Here is an 18738-nt window from a genome sequence, read left to right as displayed (position 1 = left end):
CATTATGACTGTAGAGAAGGCTGCTGTCTATTGGCTGCTACGACATTCATATTACTTTTTTCCTTTTGCATCCCATACTCAGAAACAACTGCTTCCTCGATATCAAAAATCTTCATAAATAATGCTAAAGATTCATCTGCATTTGGCTGCGCAGCAAGTTCCTTTACTTGTAAAATAGGGTCCCGCAATAGCTGATTAATAATACTTTTCGTATGTTTGTTCAATACTTTTCTCTCGCGCTCAGTAAGATTAGGCATTTTGCGCTCAATGCTTTCCATTGTTTCAGCCTGAATGGCTAAAGCCTTATTTCGTAGTGCTGAAATAACTGGAACCACACCTAAAGTATTCAACCAATTTTTAAATTCAATAATTTCATTTTCAATCATGAGTTCAATTTCTTCAGCAGCTATTTTACGCTCCTGAAGATTTGCCTCCACGATTCCTTCTAAATCATCAATATCATATAAAAAGACGCTTTCTAAATCGGCAAGTCCTGGGTCCAAGTCTCTTGGTACAGCAATATCCACCATAAATAAAGGACGACCCTTTCTCATCCGTTCGACGTCTTGCATCATTTCTTTCGTGATGACATAGCCTTTTGCACCAGTTGAACTAATCATGATATCAGCATCAACTAAGGCACATTGTAATTCCTCAATTGCTCTTGCTTCTCCTTGGAACTTGTCAGCAAGGCTTTGGGCTTTTTCATAGGTACGATTCATGACTGTTACTTTCCCTACACCTGAACCATGTAGGTTTTGAACAGCCAGTTCGCCCATCTTTCCAGCACCAAAGATGAGTACATTTTTATTCGAAAGATCACCAAAAATCTTCTTCGCTAGTTCGACGGCAGCATAACTCACTGAAACAGCGTTTGAACCAATTTCCGTTTCAGAATGTGCACGTTTTGCTAATGTAATGGATTGTTTAAATAGATGGTTAAAAACAGTACCTGAAGTACCTTGATCTTGTGCAGATAAAAAGCTTGAACGTACTTGTCCAAGGATTTGTGTTTCCCCAACCACCATTGAATTTAAACCACATGTAACATGGAACAGATGATTTACGGCACCTTCATTTTCAAAAATGTTTAAATAAGGAGTAAACTCCTCTTTATCAATCCCAAACCACTGTGATAGAAAATCTTTAATATAGTAGCGTCCTGTATGCAGTTGGTCGACAACAGCATATATTTCTGTCCGGTTACATGTTGAAACAATTACGTTTTCTAAAATACTTTTTTTCCCTTTCAATTCTTTCATTGCTTGTACAATGCTTTCTGAATCAAAGGTTAATTTTTCACGTATTTCGACAGGGGCTGTTCTATAGTTTAGTCCGACCATAATTGTATGCATAATCTCTCACCCCAACTTTTAATAATGAAATGGATTACGTCCAAAAAACTACTACTATTATACCATGTCCGATGTGAACGATTGTCGAAAAATGTGTGAACAGTTTTTGACAACCTATGCTAAGATGATTTTATAATAAAATAAACATATAAAATTAAGCTATAATTGCGTTTATACTTATATATAAGACATTTTGACTTCAATCGTTACATTAACAAAAAAGCATGATCAAATCAAGTAACTAGCATGGGGGACTATATGAAAAAAAATAATCTCTTTTCTGGTATCATCCTTGTTGGGATTGGTTGCTATCTTTTGCTCCAACAATTGGGCATACCAGTATTTACTAACTTCTATTCATGGCAAACACTCATGATCATTGTCGGGATTGCTTTTCTTGTACAAGGATATGTTGAAAAACAGCCAAGTAACATCTTACCTGGTTTTATCTTAGTAGGCTTTGGATTCCATTTTCATAGTATCAATCAACTTACCTTTTGGCCCAAACAGCCAGGTATGTTATTGTTCATAGTTGGCCTTGGAATGCTGTTTACATATTTTAAGACTAAAAATGGACTTTTCCACAGTGTCGTTCTCTTACTTATTTCGCTCTTGTTCCTCAATTACAGTCGATTTATTAGCTGGTTAGGATTCTTAGAAGGTGGGTTATCTTTCATTTTGGACTACTGGCCCCTTCTCCTTGTTGGAATCGGCTTTTATTTATTATTCATTAAGAAAAAGTAAATTATACCAAAAGCGATCATACCCACGAATTGAATATCTTCGCGGGTATTTTTCATAAAAAAAGGTATCCCAAAGGAAGCTCTTTGAGATACCTGTTACTCCTTATAAAATGGAGTTCAGAAAATCTTTTGTTCGTTGTTCTTTTGGATTCTCAAAAATGTCCTTTGGACTTCCCTCCTCGACTATTTTTCCATCATGCATGTATATGACACGGTCTGCAACTTCTTTTGCAAACCCCATTTCATGGGTGACAACAACCATCGTCATTCCTTCATTCGCTAATTGCTTCATCGTATTGAGTACCTCGCCAACCAACTCTGGGTCAAGCGCTGATGTAGGTTCATCGAATAACATGATTTCAGGTTTCATCGCCAATGCCCTTGCGATTGCAACACGTTGCTTTTGCCCACCTGATAATTTAGAAGGATACACATTCACCTTATCAGCCAATCCTACCTTTCCAAGAAGCTCCTTCGCCTGCTCAATTGCCTCTTGTTTTGAAATCTTCTTAACCTGTGTGGGGGCTTCTATAACATTATCAAGGACTGTCATATGAGGAAATAGATTAAAATGCTGAAAGACCATTCCAACTTTTTGGCGAATTTCAGTTAGATTATGGCTTTTAGGCTCAATTTTTTCGTCCCTAATCCTAATTTCTCCACTTTCCTTTATTTCTAAAAAGTTCAAACAACGAAGCAATGTACTTTTACCAGAACCACTAGCTCCAATTAAACAAACTACTTCACTTTCTTTCACAACCATGTTTATATCTTTTAGCACATGTAAGTCACCAAATGATTTATTTAGATCTACAACCTTTATCATTTCCTTCTTTCCCATCTTTTTTCACCGTCCTTATTTGTCGCTAGCTGCCAGCTTTTTCTCAAGCATTCCAACTAAAATAGTAAAGAGCAGAACAAGGATTAAATAATAGATCGCGACAATTAGCAAATAGGTCATGTAATCAAAGTTATTAGAGCCTAGAGTTGTCGAAACATTGAAAAGTTCATTTAAGCCAATAAAGGCTGCTAGTGATGAGTCCTTCAATCCGATGATAAATTGATTTCCAAGTGGGGGTAATGCTCTCCGAAATGCTTGAGGAAGGATGATTCTTCTCATCGTTAAGATTCTGCTCATTCCCAAAGACTGCCCTGCCTCCATTTGACCACTATCAATTGATTGTATCGCGCCTCGAAAAATTTCAGCAATATATGCACCATTATGAAAGGCCAACCCTAACGTTACAGACCAAAACATGGATATATCTAAAGCAGATAAGCCAAAATAAAAGACAAAAATTTGAACAACTAGTGGTGTCCCTCTTACTAGATAAATATACAAATCAGCTAGTTTAACTAAGATGGTTTTCCCGGATATTTTTAAGAATGCAAAAAACAGCCCGATAAAAACTGCGATTAAAATCGCAACAATCGTTACTTGTAGTGTAAGAAGCATCCCCTTTAAAAACACGGGGTAGGATTCAATCAACTGCTCGATGATATGACTTAATTCAGGCAATTTCACTCAACTCCTTTAGAAAAAGAAACGAATGCGTAGAAAAACACATTCGTTTCAATGATGTTTTATTCTTCTGGATTAGTCGTTATGTCTTCTTTGAAGTATTTTTCACTTATTTCCTTCAAGGTCCCATCTTCTCTAAGTTTTTTTAGGGCTTCATTTACCTTTTTCAATAATTCATCATTATCCTTTGCGACTGCAATGGCTTGCTCACTCAAACCGAGAATGTCTTTACCTACAATTTCTACACCATTGCCCATCGCTTCTTTTCCAGTTAAGAAATCTGTAATAACCGCATCGTGTTTTACAATTGCCAATGCTTCTAAAGCCGTTACATCACTGTCATATTGAACCACATTCCCAGTTACTTCTTCAGCAATTTTTGCATAGGTAGAGCCCTTAGAAACGGCAATTTCCAAATCCTTCAGATCTTCTAGGCTCTGAATATCACTATCCGGTCTAACAAAAATTTGCGGTCCCGAATAATAATAAGGTGTAGAAAAGTTGACATGCTCTGCTCGTTCTTCCGTTATCGTATGGCTCGCAACTGCAGCATCAAACCGACCAGTCTTTACACCCTCAACAATACTGTTAAACTTAAATCTCTTTTGCTCTGGTTCTAAACCAAGCTCCTTAGCAATTGCTTCTGCCACATCAATATCGAAGCCAGTCATAACCCCATTACCATCTGTTACACTAAATGGATTATACTCACCTGATGAAGCAAATGTAAATTTTCCGTCCTCCACCAATGACATCCCATTTGAAGATGATTTCTCACTGCCACAAGCGCCCAAGATAGCAATAACCATAAGCAAAACGAAAAAAGGAATAAATCTCTGCTTCACACTTCTTCCCCCTTATTGATTCCTACTAAAAATCATGACGAATTTTTAGTAGAGAATACCTATCATTCCTTATATCTTTATTAGTCCAACCCTTCGTATATAACCAAATCGGTAAAATCACCCTTGAAACACTCTAATTTTTCATAATTTCCTAAAATTCCTCAAAAAAAACAGCCAAAGCAGATGCTTTAGCTGTTTTCTCCGTTCATATACGATTGTAAGACTGACCAGGCTTCGTCCTTCCCTAAACCCGTTTCTGACGAAAACTTGATGAGGTGATCACCTGGCTCAAGTTCCAATGTTTCTCGAACTACCTTTAAATGTTTATCCCATTTTCCTTTTGGAATCTTATCAGCCTTTGTTGCAATCACAACAACTGGTATTTCATAGTGCTTTGCAAAATCATACATAAGCACATCATCATTAGTTGGGGGATGTCGTAAATCAACAATGAGAACGACTGCTTTAAGCTGTTCTCGCTTTGTTAAATACGTCTCAATCATTTTCCCCCATGCTTCTCTTTCTTTTTTAGATACCTTCGCATACCCATAGCCGGGAACATCGACAAAATACAATAACTCATTTATGATGAAAAAATTTAATGTTTGCGTTTTACCAGGCTTTGATGATGTCCTAGCCAATGCTTTACGATTAATCATTTTATTAATAAACGATGATTTTCCTACATTCGAACGTCCTGCCAGTGCAAATTCAGGTAAATCCCCTTCAGGATACTGATCCGGTCTAACAGCACTGATAACGATATTTGCACTTGTTACTTTCATTTTTTCTCCTCGACTAACGCATGTTTTAGGACTTCATCCAGATGTGAAACCGGAACAAATTCAACATCTTCTCTTACACTTTCGGGGATATCCTCAAGATCCTTTTCGTTTTCCTTAGGGAATAGGATCTTTGTTAATCCTGCACGATGGGCACTTAGTGATTTTTCCTTCAAACCACCAATAGGCAGAACACGTCCTCTTAACGTAATCTCACCAGTCATCCCTACTTCCTTGCGAACAGCTCTTCCGGTTAAAGCAGATATTAGAGCCGTTGCAATTGTAATCCCTGCAGAAGGACCATCCTTTGGTACAGCACCTTCCGGAACGTGAATATGGATATCATTCTTCTCATTAAAATTCGCATCTATTTTCAACTCTTCAGCTTTAGAACGAATGTAACTAAATGCTGCTTGCGCAGATTCCTTCATCACATCCCCAAGCTTACCTGTAAGAACAAGCTTTCCTTTACCTGGTGCTAAGGAAACCTCAATAGATAGTGTATCCCCACCGAACACAGTATAAGCAAGCCCAGTAGCGACACCCACTTGATCCTCGAGTTCCGCTTGACCATAGCGGAATACCTGTTTGCCTAAAAATTCTACAACATTTTTATCGGTTATGATAACGCGCTTCTTTTCACCAGATACAATAATTTTTGCAACCTTACGACAGACTTTCGCAATTTGTCGCTCCAGTCCGCGAACCCCCGCTTCCCTCGTGTAATAACGAATGATGTTCAATAGGGCATCCTCACGTATTTGCAATTTACCTTTCGTTAAACCATGCTCTTTAAGCTGCTTTGGCAATAAGTGATCTTTTGCAATATGAACCTTTTCAAGCTCGGTATAACCAGCAATCGTGATAATTTCCATGCGGTCACGAAGCGGTCCAGGGATTGTAGCCAAATTATTCGCCGTTGCAATAAACATAACCTTTGATAAATCATAAGGCTCTTCAATAAAATGGTCACTGAAGTTGAAGTTTTGTTCAGGGTCTAATACTTCAAGCATTGCAGCTGAAGGATCTCCTCTAAAATCACTCGACATTTTATCAATTTCATCTAATAAGAAGACTGGATTTATAGTTCCTGCTTTTTTCATCCCTTGGATGATACGACCAGGCATTGCTCCGACATATGTTCTACGATGTCCTCTAATTTCAGATTCGTCCCGAACTCCTCCAAGCGAAATTCGTACGAAATTTCGTCCAAGTGATTTGGCCACAGATTTAGCCAAAGAGGTTTTACCGACTCCGGGAGGACCAGCTAAACATAGAATAGGACCCTTTAAGGAATTAGTTAACTGTTGGACCGCTAAGTATTCAAGGACCCTTTCTTTCACCTTCTCAAGTCCAAAATGGTCTTTTTCAAGGATTTCTTCCGCACGATGAATATCTAGACGATCTTCCGTTGCTTTTGTCCATGGCAATGCTAACAGCCATTCAATATAATTACGAATTACTGCACTTTCAGCAGAAGTTTGCGGAATTTTTTCGTATCGATCAAGTTCCTTTAATGCAACTTCCTTAACATGCTCAGGCATTCCTGCTGCTTCAATTTTTTCCTTGAGAGAGGTCACTTCACCCGTCTTGCCTTCTTTATCTCCCAATTCCTTTTGAATGGCCTTCATTTGCTCACGAAGATAGTATTCTTTTTGGGTTCTTTCCATCGAACGCTTTACACGTTGACCAATTTTCTTCTCGAGACTTAAGACTTCCTTTTCATTATTAATGATTGTAATTACTTTATTCATTCTCTCACGAACATCAATCGTTTCAAGAATGTCCTGCTTTTCTTGAAGTTTAAGAGGAATATGAGAGGCAATGATATCTGCCATTCTTCCTGGCTCTTCAATATCTGTTACAGAAGTGTATGTTTCGGTTGATATTTTCTTTGAAAGCTTTATGTATTGTTCGAAATACTCAAGCATCATACGCATGAGTGCTTCTGCTTCAACATCTTTTGTCTCGTCTTCTTCAAATGTTTTGACTTTTACTGAATAATGGCTGTCGTTGTCATAGACTTCTTTTATTTCCGCACGGTAAAGTCCCTCAACTAATACACGTATCGTTCCGTTTGGTAACTTAAGCATTTGTTTTACTTGTGTTAATGTTCCTATGTTATAAATATCATCCTGTGTAGGATCGTCAATTGCCACATCTTTTTGGGTTGTTAAAAAAATGATATGGTCTTCTACCATTGCTTTTTCCAATGCTTGCACCGATTTGTCACGGCCCACATCTAGGTGCAAAACCATGGTCGGATAGACGAGCAATCCTCGAAGTGGTAAAAGAGGAACAATGATTTCTTTTTTTCTTGTCATTGCTAACACCTCAAAATTGAATATAGTTCTTAAATGTAAATTTTATCTTATTTGAAAGCTAGTGTCTATTTTAGGGATTTTTCTTTTTGAAAAAACGAAACAAAAAAGACTCCGACGCTCCTTTTTAGTATGTCGAAGTCTTTCTATTTTAAACTGTATTGGTTTTAGACAGACTCTGTTTTTGAATATGTTGTAGAAGCTGGAATAATAGCTTGCTTGGCTTGCTTCCCGCGTTCTGGTGTTTCGATTGCAATTTCAAAAACCTCTTCAAGATTTGTAACCGGAATAATTTCAATCCCATCAATTTCCATTAAGATCGATTGCATATTCTCTTGTGGAATAATTACCTTTTTTGCTCCTGCTTGTTTAGCTGCCTTTATTTTCGGCACAACTCCACCAATAGGTTTTACATTTCCATGGATACTGATTTCACCTGTCATGGCTACCTTATGATCTACTGGAAACTTGTGAATCGCCGAATAAATCCCTGTAGCCATTGCAATTCCCGCAGATGGTCCATCGATTGGTATTCCGCCAGGGAAATTAACATGAATATCATAATCATGTGCTGGCACTCCCATTGAACGAAGTACCGTAATGACATTCTCAATCGAGCCTTTCGCCATACTTTTTCTTCGAATAGATTTCCCGCGGTCACCAATACTTTCTTCTTCCACGATACCTGTTATATTAATCGTTCCTTTATCTTTAGCAGGAATGACTGTTACCTCAATTTCTAACAGCGCCCCGGTATTCGGACCATATACCGCCAATCCATTGACAAGACCCACCCTTGCACTTGGATAAATCTTTTTATCATAACGTGGTGTTAACTGGCTGGAATGAAGCACCCATTCAATATCTTCATCTTTAATAAAATCACGATCCTCTGAAATCGCGATACCTGCGGCGATTTGAACCATGTTGACGACCTCGCGTCCATTGCGTGCATAGGATGCAAGTGTCGCGATTCCTTTCTCCGATGCCTGCATACCTACTTTTTCAAGCGCCTTTCTTGTTACAATTGCTAATTCATCCTGATCCAATTCACGGAAAAACACCTCAAGGCAACGTGATCGAATCGCAGGTGGCAGTTCATTTGGTGTTCTCGTTGTTGCACCAATCATCCGAAAGTCAGCTGGTAAGCCATTTTTAAATATGTCGTGTATATGTGTGGGGATTTGCGTATTTTCCTCACTGTAATAAGCACTTTCAAGAAATACCTTACGATCCTCTAACACCTTAAGCATTTTATTCATTTGAATCGGGTGAAGCTCTCCAATTTCATCAATGAATAGTACTCCGCCATGTGCATGTGTCACAGCTCCGGGTTTTGGCTGGGGAATACCAGCTTGCCCCATCGCACCTGCCCCTTGATAAATTGGATCATGAACAGAACCAATTAAAGGATCGGCAATTCCACGTTCATCAAATCTTGCAGTTGTTGCATCTAATTCTACAAAAACAGCCGATTGTTTAAATGGAGACTTTGCATTACGTTTTGCTTCCTCCATCACTAGTCGTGCTGCTGCTGTTTTTCCTACTCCAGGTGGTCCATAAATGATGACATGCTGGGGATTTGGTCCACATAGTGCGGCCTTTAATGACTTAATGCCATCCTCTTGGCCAACGATATCTGAAAAACTAGTTGGTCGTACCCGCTCAGCTAGAGGTTCTGTTAAGGAAATGGATCTCATTTTCCGAAGCTGTTCCATTTCTTTTCTAGATTCTTTATCGATTGATACCTTTTGAGTTCGCTGGTTTTTAAGGAGATTCCAAAAATAAAGCCCGATAATCACTCCAAAAAATAGCTGTACGAATAAAACAATACCTGTCCAACTCATATTATTCCTCCTGCTCGCAAAGATAGACTCTCTATTGCTATTATCTCCTGAGTAAAGGCGGAATAAACCAAATTTGAAGGATTTTTGAACAGCCGTTTCGTACTGTTTGTATTAGTATAAGAAAAGCCTATTAGATAAAAACCAAATTCATCCATAATATACATATTCATCTAGTTAATTTGAACTATTTAAAAAATATTGATTATCTGTAAGATATATATTGTGTGAATAAAAGGAGTGAAAATATGAACAAAAAGTGGGTACTGGTACTTATTTTAGCATCGATACTAATTGTCAGTGGCTGTACAGAAAAAGAGACCAAGTCACTAGATCAATCACAAGAACAGGAAGTTAATCAAAATGAACCCAAAACAGCTACAGTAAAGGAAAAGGAAACAATCGCTCAGGCAGAAGAAAAGGATTCAGAAAATGTAATCGAGCAAGTAAGGAATATAATCATTCCCAATTCTTTAGAAGGGTTTCAGGAGCAGCCAGCTGGAATTTTCACATCAGATATTCCTTTTGAAGAAGAAACAAAGCAAGTTTGGGGTGAATTTGGACTAGGGAATTATGAAGAAGAGTTAACGAATAAACTTGCAGCATTTACTTCAGAAACAAATGACACAACCGATATTTTTAAAGCCCTCCATTTTTATCTTGGCAGCAACGCGTATAATCGTTCGATTTCAGAAATTAAAGAGTTTGGTATTAATTGGTATGAACCCTATCTTCCAGAGCCAGAAGACATGCAAAACGAACTGGTAAAAAAAGACTCGGTTCCAAGCGAAGTTTATATTTTACTTGATGCAAGTGGAAGTATGTATGGAAAAGTTCAAGGAATGCAAAAAATGTCCATTGCCAAGAAAGCAGCAAGCCGTTTTGCCTCAACTGTAGGAAATGAAAAAGAGATTTCTCTTGTTGTATACGGACATACAGGTTCGAATCAGGAAAAAGACAAACAGCTTTCTTGTTCAAAAATAGAGGATGTATATCCGCTCCAAAAATTTAATCCCGAGGCCTTTTCAGAAGCAGTAAATTCGGTCCAGGCAAGGGGATGGACACCACTCGCAAACGCTATTGATTTTGTACATAAAAAAACTGAAAACTCATCCAATAACGTAACACTATACATCATAAGTGATGGTATCGAAACATGTGATGGTGACCCTGTAGGAACAGCAAAAGCCTTCGCCGAGAAAAACTCAAATCGAGCCGTTAATATTATCGGGTTCGATGTAGATACTGAGAGTGAAAATCAGCTTAAAGAAGTAGCAAGTGCTGGTAATGGGGAGTATCTTTCTGCCAATACAATTGAAGAGTTAGATAATTCGATTACAAAGAAATGGGTACCTTCGTTTCAAGAAATCATGAGTAAATCCAATTCCCTTCTCAAGCATTGGGGGCAAATGAATAATGCCATGAGGGACAGAGCAAAATTAGCCAGTAATTTTTACTATGCAGCAACCAATGAACGAAGTAGATTCATCTCTGCTATGCAACTCATGCGTTCCGAAAACATGATTAGTCCTGAAACATATGATGCTTTACTAAAAGCGGTGGATGCAAAATGGAATCTAAGTGCAGAATTAAAGAATCAACTAAGTACTGAAAACCATGAAAAAACAGAGGCCGAACGTCAGCGAATCATACAAAAAGTAAATGACTGGACACAACGTATGAACGAATTACGAAATTCACAATAGTAAAAAATCCCGAGGTTTTTAACCCCGGGATTTTTTACTTTAAGCAGAGATTTCTGTATTCTCAACAATGGTTCCATCATCCAAAAGAAGCTTTGGTGATGTATTTTTTGTAACAGTTTCTGCAGTAATAATACATTTTTTAATATCATCTCTTGATGGAAGATCAAACATTACATCAAGCATAATACCTTCAATAATGGAGCGTAAACCACGAGCTCCTGTCTTACGTTCAATTGCTTTTTTCGCAATTTCTATAAGGGCATCTTCTTCGAAATCTAACTCAACTTCATCTAACTCAAGCATTTTTTGATATTGCTTCACTAGGGCATTCTTAGGCTTTGTTAAAATTTCAACTAATGCATCTTCATCAAGCGGCTCAAGGCTTGCAATCACTGGCAGACGACCGATAAATTCAGGAATTAATCCGAACTTTAATAAATCTTCCGGTAATGATCTAGATAGTAACGATTTTTGGTCTAAATCTTCTTCGATAATGTTAGAACCAAACCCGATTACTTTCTTGCCAAGACGACGCTTAATGATTTGTTCAATTCCATCAAAAGCTCCACCAACAATAAATAAAATATTTGTCGTATCAATTTGAATGAATTCTTGATGTGGGTGCTTTCTACCACCTTGAGGAGGTACGCTTGCCACAGTTCCTTCAAGAATTTTTAGTAGTGCTTGCTGTACACCCTCACCAGAAACATCTCTTGTAATCGATGGGTTCTCTGATTTACGTGCCACCTTATCGATTTCATCGATATAAATAATACCCTTTTCAGCCTTTTCTACATCATAATCAGCTGCTTGAATTAGCTTTAAGAGAATATTTTCTACATCTTCACCGACATATCCAGCTTCAGTTAATGAGGTCGCATCAGCTATGGCAAATGGTACATTTAAAATACGAGCCAACGTTTGAGCAAGCAATGTTTTACCACTTCCGGTAGGCCCAATCATACAAATATTACTCTTAGACAATTCAACATCATCTATTTTGCTGTTTGAATTGATTCGCTTATAGTGGTTATACACGGCAACAGCTAAGGATTTCTTTGCTGAGTCTTGCCCTATAACATATTCATCTAGAATCTCTCTTATTTCTTTTGGTTTTGGTACATCTTTAAATTCAACTTCTTCCTCTGTACCTAGTTCCTCTTCAACGATTTCAGTACATAACTCGATACATTCATCGCATATATAAACGCCTGGTCCAGCAACTAACTTGCGAACTTGATCTTGTGTCTTGCCACAAAAAGAACACTTAAGTTGCCCTTTTTCATCGTTAAATTTAAACATCTTGTCACCCCTTATTTGTTTCTTCTCTCTACAATAAGCCAAAATTTTTTCGGCTCCGATAATCGTCTAATCTCTTCCTCAACATTTATCGTACACCTTTATCTTTAGGCAGTCTTGTTTGAACTTAGGCCCCATACCATCGGTTCGAAAATTTCTAATTCGTTATGTATTGCACATTGTACCATATTTCTTCTTCAGATAGGTAATAAATAACTCTCATGTTTATTATGTAAGTATGTTTGATTGAAAACGCCTAGTGAAACGTGTTAACATTGCCCTCCTTTTAAGTGTTCCCATATTCATTAGAATAAAACTACTACCAACAGCCTATTGTATGTACTACTTCCATGTTTTGGGTATAAAACAAGGCACGATCATATCGCGCCTTGATATTCCCTTATTTATTATTATGCAACACTTTTGCTATTTTCTACAAGAAAATCGATTGCTTTTCTTATTTTTAAATCTTCTTTAACTCCATCTACGCCACCAAGCATTTGCTTAAGTTCTTCAGCAGATACTCCGTACATTGTAGACATGTTTTGAAGTTCTTCGTTAATTTCTTCTTCAGAAACCTCGATGTTTTCAGCATTTGCAATTGCTTCTAATGTTAAGTTAACAAGAACACGTTTGCCAGCATCTTCTTTCATTTGTTCACGTAATGCATTTTCATCTTGACCTGAGAATTGGAAGTATAGGTCAAGGTTCATACCCTGCATTTGTAAACGTTGTTCAAATTCACGAACCATGCGGTCTAATTCAGTATTAACCATAGCCTCTGGAATATCGATTTCTGCATTTTCAGATGCTTTTTCGATCAATATGTCTTTAAGGTTATTTTCAGCATCACGCTTCTTTGTTTCTTCTAAACGAGTTCTTGTTTTAGCTTTTAACTCATCTAATGTTTCCACTTCATCGTCTACGTCTTTTGCAAACTCATCATCTAACTCGGGAAGTTCTTTTCCTTTGATTTCGTGAATTTTAACTTTAAATGTTGCTGGCTTACCTGCTAAATCTTCAGCATGGTACTCTTCAGGGAATGTAACTTCCACATCTTTTTCAGCTCCAGCAGCAACTCCAATTAATTGCTCTTCAAAACCTGGGATGAATGAGCCTGAACCAATTTCGAGTGAATAGTTTTCAGCTTTTCCACCTTCGAATGCTTCTCCATCAACGAAACCTTCGAAATCAAGTACAACAGTGTCGCCATATTCTACAGTACCTTCTTCTTTAACAACAAGTTCTGCATTGCGCTCTTGTAATTGTTTGATTTCTGCATCAACTTCTTCGTCAGTTACTGTTTCATCAAGCTTTTCAACTTCTAAGCCTTTGTATTCGCCAAGTTTAACTTCTGGTTTAACTGTAACTTTTGCAGTGAAGATAAGGTTTTTTCCTTTTTCAATTTGTTCAACATCAACTTCTGGACGGTCAACTGGCTCGATTCCAGTTTCTTTGATTGCACTTTCATATGCATCTGGAAGAATAATATCTAATGCATCTTGGTACAATGATTCAACACCAAAACGCTTTTCAAACATTCCACGAGGCATTTTACCTTTACGGAAGCCAGGTACGTTAACTTGTTTAACTACCTTTTTAAATGCTTCGTCAAGCCCTTTGTTAAATGTTTCAGCATCCACCTCTACAGTTAAGACACCTTGGTTTCCTTCTAATTTTTCCCACTTTGCGGACATAATTCTTTCCCTCCAACTATCTATTTGTTAACTATTTTTTTCCGATATGTAAATTAGGTAACTGTTACCATTTGTCGGTAAACTAGCATTTTACAACCATTACATTATAACATAGAATAGGTACCTTTCAACATATAGAATATTTTTATATTGTTAGAAAGTTTACCCAAATACTCTCTATTATAAAATGAGAGTTTCTATCCTTTTACTCAAAATAAGAAAAGTGTTCAACCTTTGCTAGTTTAGACAAGGTGTGTTTTAGTTCAAACAAACTGACATTATATAGTTGCTCGAGTGTTTGATTCTCGATCTCCATTCCATGTAACTCACTACTATATAAATGTAAGGCTGCTGCATAAACAGAAGCCTCCTCCTCCAATGTAAAGGGATAGAGTACAAAAAGATGCTGCAGCCAAATCTCTTTTGCCGTTTCGTAAAGAGTCGGATTTTCATTTTGCAGTTGTTTTTCTAAAATGGATAGAACCTGGATAGTAAAAGGAGACATGGATGGATCGACAAGCTTGGCGGGATTTACCTTTATTGTCTCACCAAATTTCTCCACCTCTATCTCGAGATCCACCGAATTTGTAACGAGTAGCTGAATGATCATTGTTTTTATAATCGGGTGTTTCTCCGGTAAAGCTAAAAATGGAACGAGAAGATCAAGGTAATTTCTTATATTTACTTCCTTTAGGGATTGGATAGTTGCTATTTGATTTCCAATCAACCCTTCATTATATAAGATGTTCTGTATCCGATCCTTGGCTTCCTCTTTCGAGTAATCAGATTCTTTTTCTGCCACGTCTACAACCAGCATTCGTTTACTTAGTTCTAGTAACTGAGTGAGATTGTCCAAATACGCAGGAGGAACCGAATCTTCGTCAAGTACAGCCTCAATTGTTGTTTTTACCTCATCATATTGTCCGAGCTGGATTAAGATCGTCACATAGATTTGCAGCACGTGAAAGTAATCCCCGACATCCTCTTTTAACATGACTAAACAGTTCTCTTTTGCTTGCTCTAATTCTCCTAATTCAAAAAGACAAATTACAATGCCTAACTCTATCTCATGGTTACCTTTTTCAAGCTCCTTGGCCTGTTTCAATAATGTTAATGCCTCATTAAATTTCTTATTCGTTAAAGCTTCTAATCCTTTTTCCATTAATCTTTCTTTAAGCTTAGGAAAAGGAATAATTTTTTCCTGTTTCTTACCTTTTGACTGTTTATCCATAGAGTTTTCCAACCCCAATATCATTTTTCTACTTGAGTTATAAGTTTACCAATGTAAAAATGAGAACACAATAGAATGTCTCGATATCATACAAAAAAGATAGACAAAGTCAAAATGACTTTGTCTATCTTTTTAGTTCGCTGTTTTAAGTTCGTGTTCTCTGATTTGCTGCTCATAGGAAAGTGTTTTATCAATTTCATCCCAACCATTAATCAACATTTCCTTCCAATGGGAGTCAATGGAGAACTCCGTCTTGAACCCTTTTGAATCAACAATTGTTTGATTTTCTAAAGAAATGGTGCATTCAAAACTAGCATCATTTGCTTCCTTTAAAAGATACTCAATTACGCTTTTTTCTAACACGATTGGAAGCATTCCGTTCTTTAGACAGTTATTATAGAAGATATCCGCAAAAGAAGGAGCTAGGATTGCTTTAAATCCATAGTCTTGTAATGCCCATGGCGCGTGTTCACGCGAAGAGCCACACCCAAAGTTTTCATTCGCAACTAGAATCGATGCCCCTTCGTTTTCCTTACGGTTTAATTCAAAATTTGGATTTGGGCTTCCATCAGCTTCAAAGCGCCAATCAAAAAAGGCATATTTACCAAACCCCGTTCTTTCAATACTCTTTAAAAATTGCTTTGGAATAATTTGATCAGTATCGACATTACTTCGATCCATTCCGGCAACTTTGCCTGTATGTGTAACAAATGGTTCCATGATTATGCCTCCTCTCCAGTTGCTACTTTTTGAATTTTACGTACGTCTACGAATTTTCCATAGATTGCTGCTGCTGCTGCCATTGCCGGACTCACCAAGTGTGTACGAGCCCCCTTACCTTGTCGCCCTTCAAAATTACGATTAGATGTAGATGCACATCTTTCACCAGCAGGTACCACGTCAGGGTTCATGCTTAAGCACATGCTACATCCAGCATCACGCCATTCAAAGCCTGCTTCTCGGAATACATCTGCAAGACCTTCTTTTTCTGCTTGTAACTTAACTTGTTGTGAGCCTGGCACGACTAATGCACGAACATTTGGAGACACTTTTTGTCCCCGAATAATGTCAGCCGCTTCACGTAAATCCCCAATGCGAGAGTTTGTACAAGAACCAATAAAGACATGCTGAATTTCAATTTCGTTAATGGGTGTTCCAGGAGCAAGTTCCATATACTCATAAGCACGCTCTGCTGATCTTCGATCAACTTCTCTTTTAAAATCCTCAGGGAATGGAACGGTATCATCAATTGTCACACTCATGGATGGGTTTGTACCCCACGTAACAGTTGGTAAAATTTCATCCGCATGAATTTCTAGAACAGTATCGAAAACTGCTCCTTCATCCGTTGCAAGCTGCCTCCATCTTTCAACAGCGGCATCGAATTCAGCGCCAGCTGGACTATATTTTCTTCCATTTAAGTATGAGAATGTTGTTTCGTCTGGGCTAATTAAGCCAGCTTTTGCTCCACCTTCAATGGACATATTACATATCGTCATTCTTTCTTCCATCGACATATTGCGAATCGCTTCACCCGTATATTCAATAACATGTCCTGTTCCAAAATCAATTCCGAATTTTCGAATAATCGATAAAATAACATCCTTTGCATAAACACCTGGTGATAGTGTTCCAACTACATTGACCTGCATCGTTTTAGGTTTTTGTTGCCATAATGTTTGGGTTGCAAGAACATGTTCAACCTCACTTGTCCCAATTCCAAATGCTAGGGCTCCAAATGCACCATGTGTAGATGTATGACTATCTCCACATACAATCGTTTTTCCTGGTTGAGTTAAGCCAAGTTCAGGTCCAATAACGTGTACAATCCCTTGTTCAGGACTGTAAAGGTCTGCTAAAGGAACATTAAATTCCTTACAGTTTTTTTCTAACGCACTCATTTGTTTTGCAGCAATTTCATCCTTTGTTTGGAAGCGATCACTTGTAGTAGGAACGTTATGGTCCATTGTTGCAAAAGTCAAATCAGGTCGTCTTACTTTTCTATTTTTTAAACGTAATCCTTCAAAGGCTTGTGGAGAAGTTACTTCATGGACAAGATGCAAGTCAATGTATAGTAAACTTGGTTTCCCCTCTTCATGATTGATCACGTGTTGATCCCATATTTTTTCAATAATTGTTTTTGGTGCCATTCGTATCTCCATCCTCCTTTTCATTTTTTTGAAAAGACAAGCTCGGTATAAAACCGAGCTGTCTAGTAGGTCTTGCTATGCAATTTCAAGAAAGAAGATTTATGCATATGCAGACATAATATTAGAAATTGCCCCGTCCTCAACTAAGGCCTCTTTGATTTTTTCCACCATTTCAGTTGTTGAAATTGCTCCCTGTTGTGAATCCACAATATCTGCAGTCCGGTATCCAGCTGCTAACACTTCATCTACCGCTTTTTCTACAGCTTTTGCTTCTTCATCTAATCCAAATGATAAACGTAAAAGCATGGCTGCTGATAAAATGGTAGCGATTGGATTCGCAATATCCTTACCGGCAATATCTGGTGCTGAGCCATGGATTGGTTCATATAGACTTGGTCCATCTGTTGATAAACTTGCTGATGGAAGCATTCCGAGTGATCCCGTTAGCATTGATGCTTCATCACTTAAAATATCACCAAACATGTTTTCAGTGACGATGACATCAAACTGCCTTGGATTCCGAATAAGTTGCATCGCAGCGTTATCCACAAGCATATGCTCGAGCGCTACATCTGGATAAGATACAGCTACTTCCTCAGCAACCTCACGCCACATTCTGCTTGATTCCAATACGTTTGCTTTGTCAACAGAAGTTACCTTCTTCTTTCTTGACATTGCCATTTCAAATGCTTTCTCAATGATACGCTTCATTTCGGAACGTTTATAGGATAGAGTGTCGACAGCAGCTTCCTCACCATCTTCTAATGTTCTTCCACTTGGCTTTCCGAAGTAAAGCCCACCAGTAAGCTCCCTAACGATAACAAAATCTGCATTTTCAATGACTTCTTGTTTAAGTGGAGAGGCATCTAGCAAGCTATTAAAACAAGTTACAGGTCTTACATTGGCATATAAATTCAACGCTTTTCGAATTTGTAATAATCCTTTTTCAGGGCGTAAATGTGGAGGGTTTGTATCCCATTTTGGACCTCCAACTGCCCCTAGTAATACCGCATCACTTTGTTTACATACTTCCAGTGTTTCCGCTGGCAGAGGAGTACCTTCGGTGTCTATAGCTACACCACCTATTAAAGCGTGTTGAAATGTAAACTCATGATTGTATTGTTCGGCAACAGCCTTCAACACTTCGATTGCCCCTTTAGTTACTTCTTTACCTACGCCATCACCACGAAGTACGGCAATACTTTTCTTCATTCTGACTCCTCCTCTTATTTCCACACTGAAA

At 37.9% G+C, this 18738-nt stretch carries 15 protein-coding genes; 2 read left to right on the top strand and 13 right to left on the bottom strand.

Annotated elements, in window-relative coordinates; all coding sequences use genetic code 11:
- Positions 1–2: 2 nt before the first annotated feature.
- The gene (gene hemA / locus V7138_RS04715; RefSeq protein WP_335394597.1) at positions 3–1355 is read right to left on the bottom strand and encodes a glutamyl-tRNA reductase; all 1353 of its coding nucleotides are present in this window, start codon (positions 1353–1355) and stop codon (positions 3–5) included.
- Between the two features lie 258 nt (positions 1356–1613).
- Between hemA and V7138_RS04710 the strand changes: the two genes are divergently transcribed.
- A complete protein-coding gene (locus tag V7138_RS04710) occupies positions 1614–2099 on the top strand; it encodes a LiaI-LiaF-like domain-containing protein (RefSeq protein WP_335394596.1) in 486 nt (161 codons plus the stop codon).
- A gap of 102 nt (positions 2100–2201) precedes the next feature.
- On the opposite strand, the gene V7138_RS04705 is transcribed toward V7138_RS04710, so the two are convergent.
- From V7138_RS04705 to lonB, 6 genes are all read right to left on the bottom strand, one after another.
- The gene (locus V7138_RS04705; protein WP_438824316.1) at positions 2202–2924 is read right to left on the bottom strand and encodes an amino acid ABC transporter ATP-binding protein; all 723 of its coding nucleotides are present in this window, start codon (positions 2922–2924) and stop codon (positions 2202–2204) included.
- A 30-nt stretch (positions 2925–2954) separates the two neighbouring features.
- Entirely contained in the window at positions 2955–3617 is a 663-nt protein-coding gene (locus V7138_RS04700; RefSeq protein ID WP_335394594.1) for an amino acid ABC transporter permease, read from the bottom strand.
- A 65-nt stretch (positions 3618–3682) separates the two neighbouring features.
- Positions 3683–4429 (bottom strand): transporter substrate-binding domain-containing protein, encoded by a 747-nt coding sequence (locus tag V7138_RS04695; RefSeq protein WP_335394843.1) that lies wholly within the window; start codon positions 4427–4429, stop codon positions 3683–3685.
- 224 nt (positions 4430–4653) lie between these two features.
- On the bottom strand, positions 4654–5250 hold the full coding sequence (gene yihA / locus V7138_RS04690) for a ribosome biogenesis GTP-binding protein YihA/YsxC (RefSeq protein WP_335394593.1): 597 nt from the start codon (positions 5248–5250) through the stop codon (positions 4654–4656).
- Entirely contained in the window at positions 5247–7571 is a 2325-nt protein-coding gene (gene lon / locus V7138_RS04685) for an endopeptidase La (protein WP_335394592.1), read from the bottom strand. The genes yihA and lon overlap by 4 nt, the downstream gene beginning before the upstream one ends.
- A 164-nt stretch (positions 7572–7735) precedes the next feature.
- A complete protein-coding gene (lonB, locus tag V7138_RS04680) occupies positions 7736–9415 on the bottom strand; it encodes an ATP-dependent protease LonB (RefSeq protein WP_335394591.1) in 1680 nt (559 codons plus the stop codon).
- Between the two features lie 245 nt (positions 9416–9660).
- Between lonB and V7138_RS04675 the strand changes: the two genes are divergently transcribed.
- Positions 9661–11118, top strand: coding sequence for a vWA domain-containing protein (locus tag V7138_RS04675; protein WP_335394590.1), 1458 nt, complete (start codon positions 9661–9663; stop codon positions 11116–11118).
- A 39-nt stretch (positions 11119–11157) separates the two neighbouring features.
- Here the strand turns inward: V7138_RS04675 and clpX are convergent, their stop codons facing one another.
- The 6 genes from clpX to leuB all read right to left on the bottom strand — a co-directional run bounded on the left by clpX (position 11158) and on the right by leuB (position 18707).
- Positions 11158–12420 carry an ATP-dependent protease ATP-binding subunit ClpX gene (gene clpX / locus V7138_RS04670; protein ID WP_335394589.1) on the bottom strand — a complete coding sequence of 421 codons (1263 nt, stop codon included), beginning with the start codon at positions 12418–12420 and terminating at the stop codon, positions 11158–11160.
- A 407-nt stretch (positions 12421–12827) separates the two neighbouring features.
- Entirely contained in the window at positions 12828–14114 is a 1287-nt protein-coding gene (tig, locus tag V7138_RS04665) for a trigger factor (protein WP_335394588.1), read from the bottom strand.
- Positions 14115–14319: 205 nt separating this feature from the next.
- Positions 14320–15345: a tetratricopeptide repeat protein gene (locus V7138_RS04660; protein ID WP_335394587.1), complete on the bottom strand. Its 1026-nt coding sequence runs from the start codon at positions 15343–15345 to the stop codon at positions 14320–14322.
- Between the two features lie 132 nt (positions 15346–15477).
- The gene (gene leuD / locus V7138_RS04655) at positions 15478–16065 is read right to left on the bottom strand and encodes a 3-isopropylmalate dehydratase small subunit (RefSeq protein ID WP_335394586.1); all 588 of its coding nucleotides are present in this window, start codon (positions 16063–16065) and stop codon (positions 15478–15480) included.
- A gap of 2 nt (positions 16066–16067) precedes the next feature.
- A complete protein-coding gene (gene leuC, locus V7138_RS04650; RefSeq protein WP_335394585.1) occupies positions 16068–17495 on the bottom strand; it encodes a 3-isopropylmalate dehydratase large subunit in 1428 nt (475 codons plus the stop codon).
- A 99-nt stretch (positions 17496–17594) separates the two neighbouring features.
- Entirely contained in the window at positions 17595–18707 is a 1113-nt protein-coding gene (gene leuB / locus V7138_RS04645; RefSeq protein ID WP_335394584.1) for a 3-isopropylmalate dehydrogenase, read from the bottom strand.
- Between the last annotated feature and the right edge of the window lie 31 nt (positions 18708–18738).

Origin of the sequence: Bacillus sp. JJ1533 (assembly GCF_036965045.1) — a bacterium.
In the GTDB taxonomy this organism is placed as follows: Bacteria; Bacillota; Bacilli; order Bacillales; family Bacillaceae_L; genus Ferdinandcohnia.
Note: the sequence above shows the minus strand (reverse complement) of the source record. Positions and strands in the feature narration are given on the sequence as shown.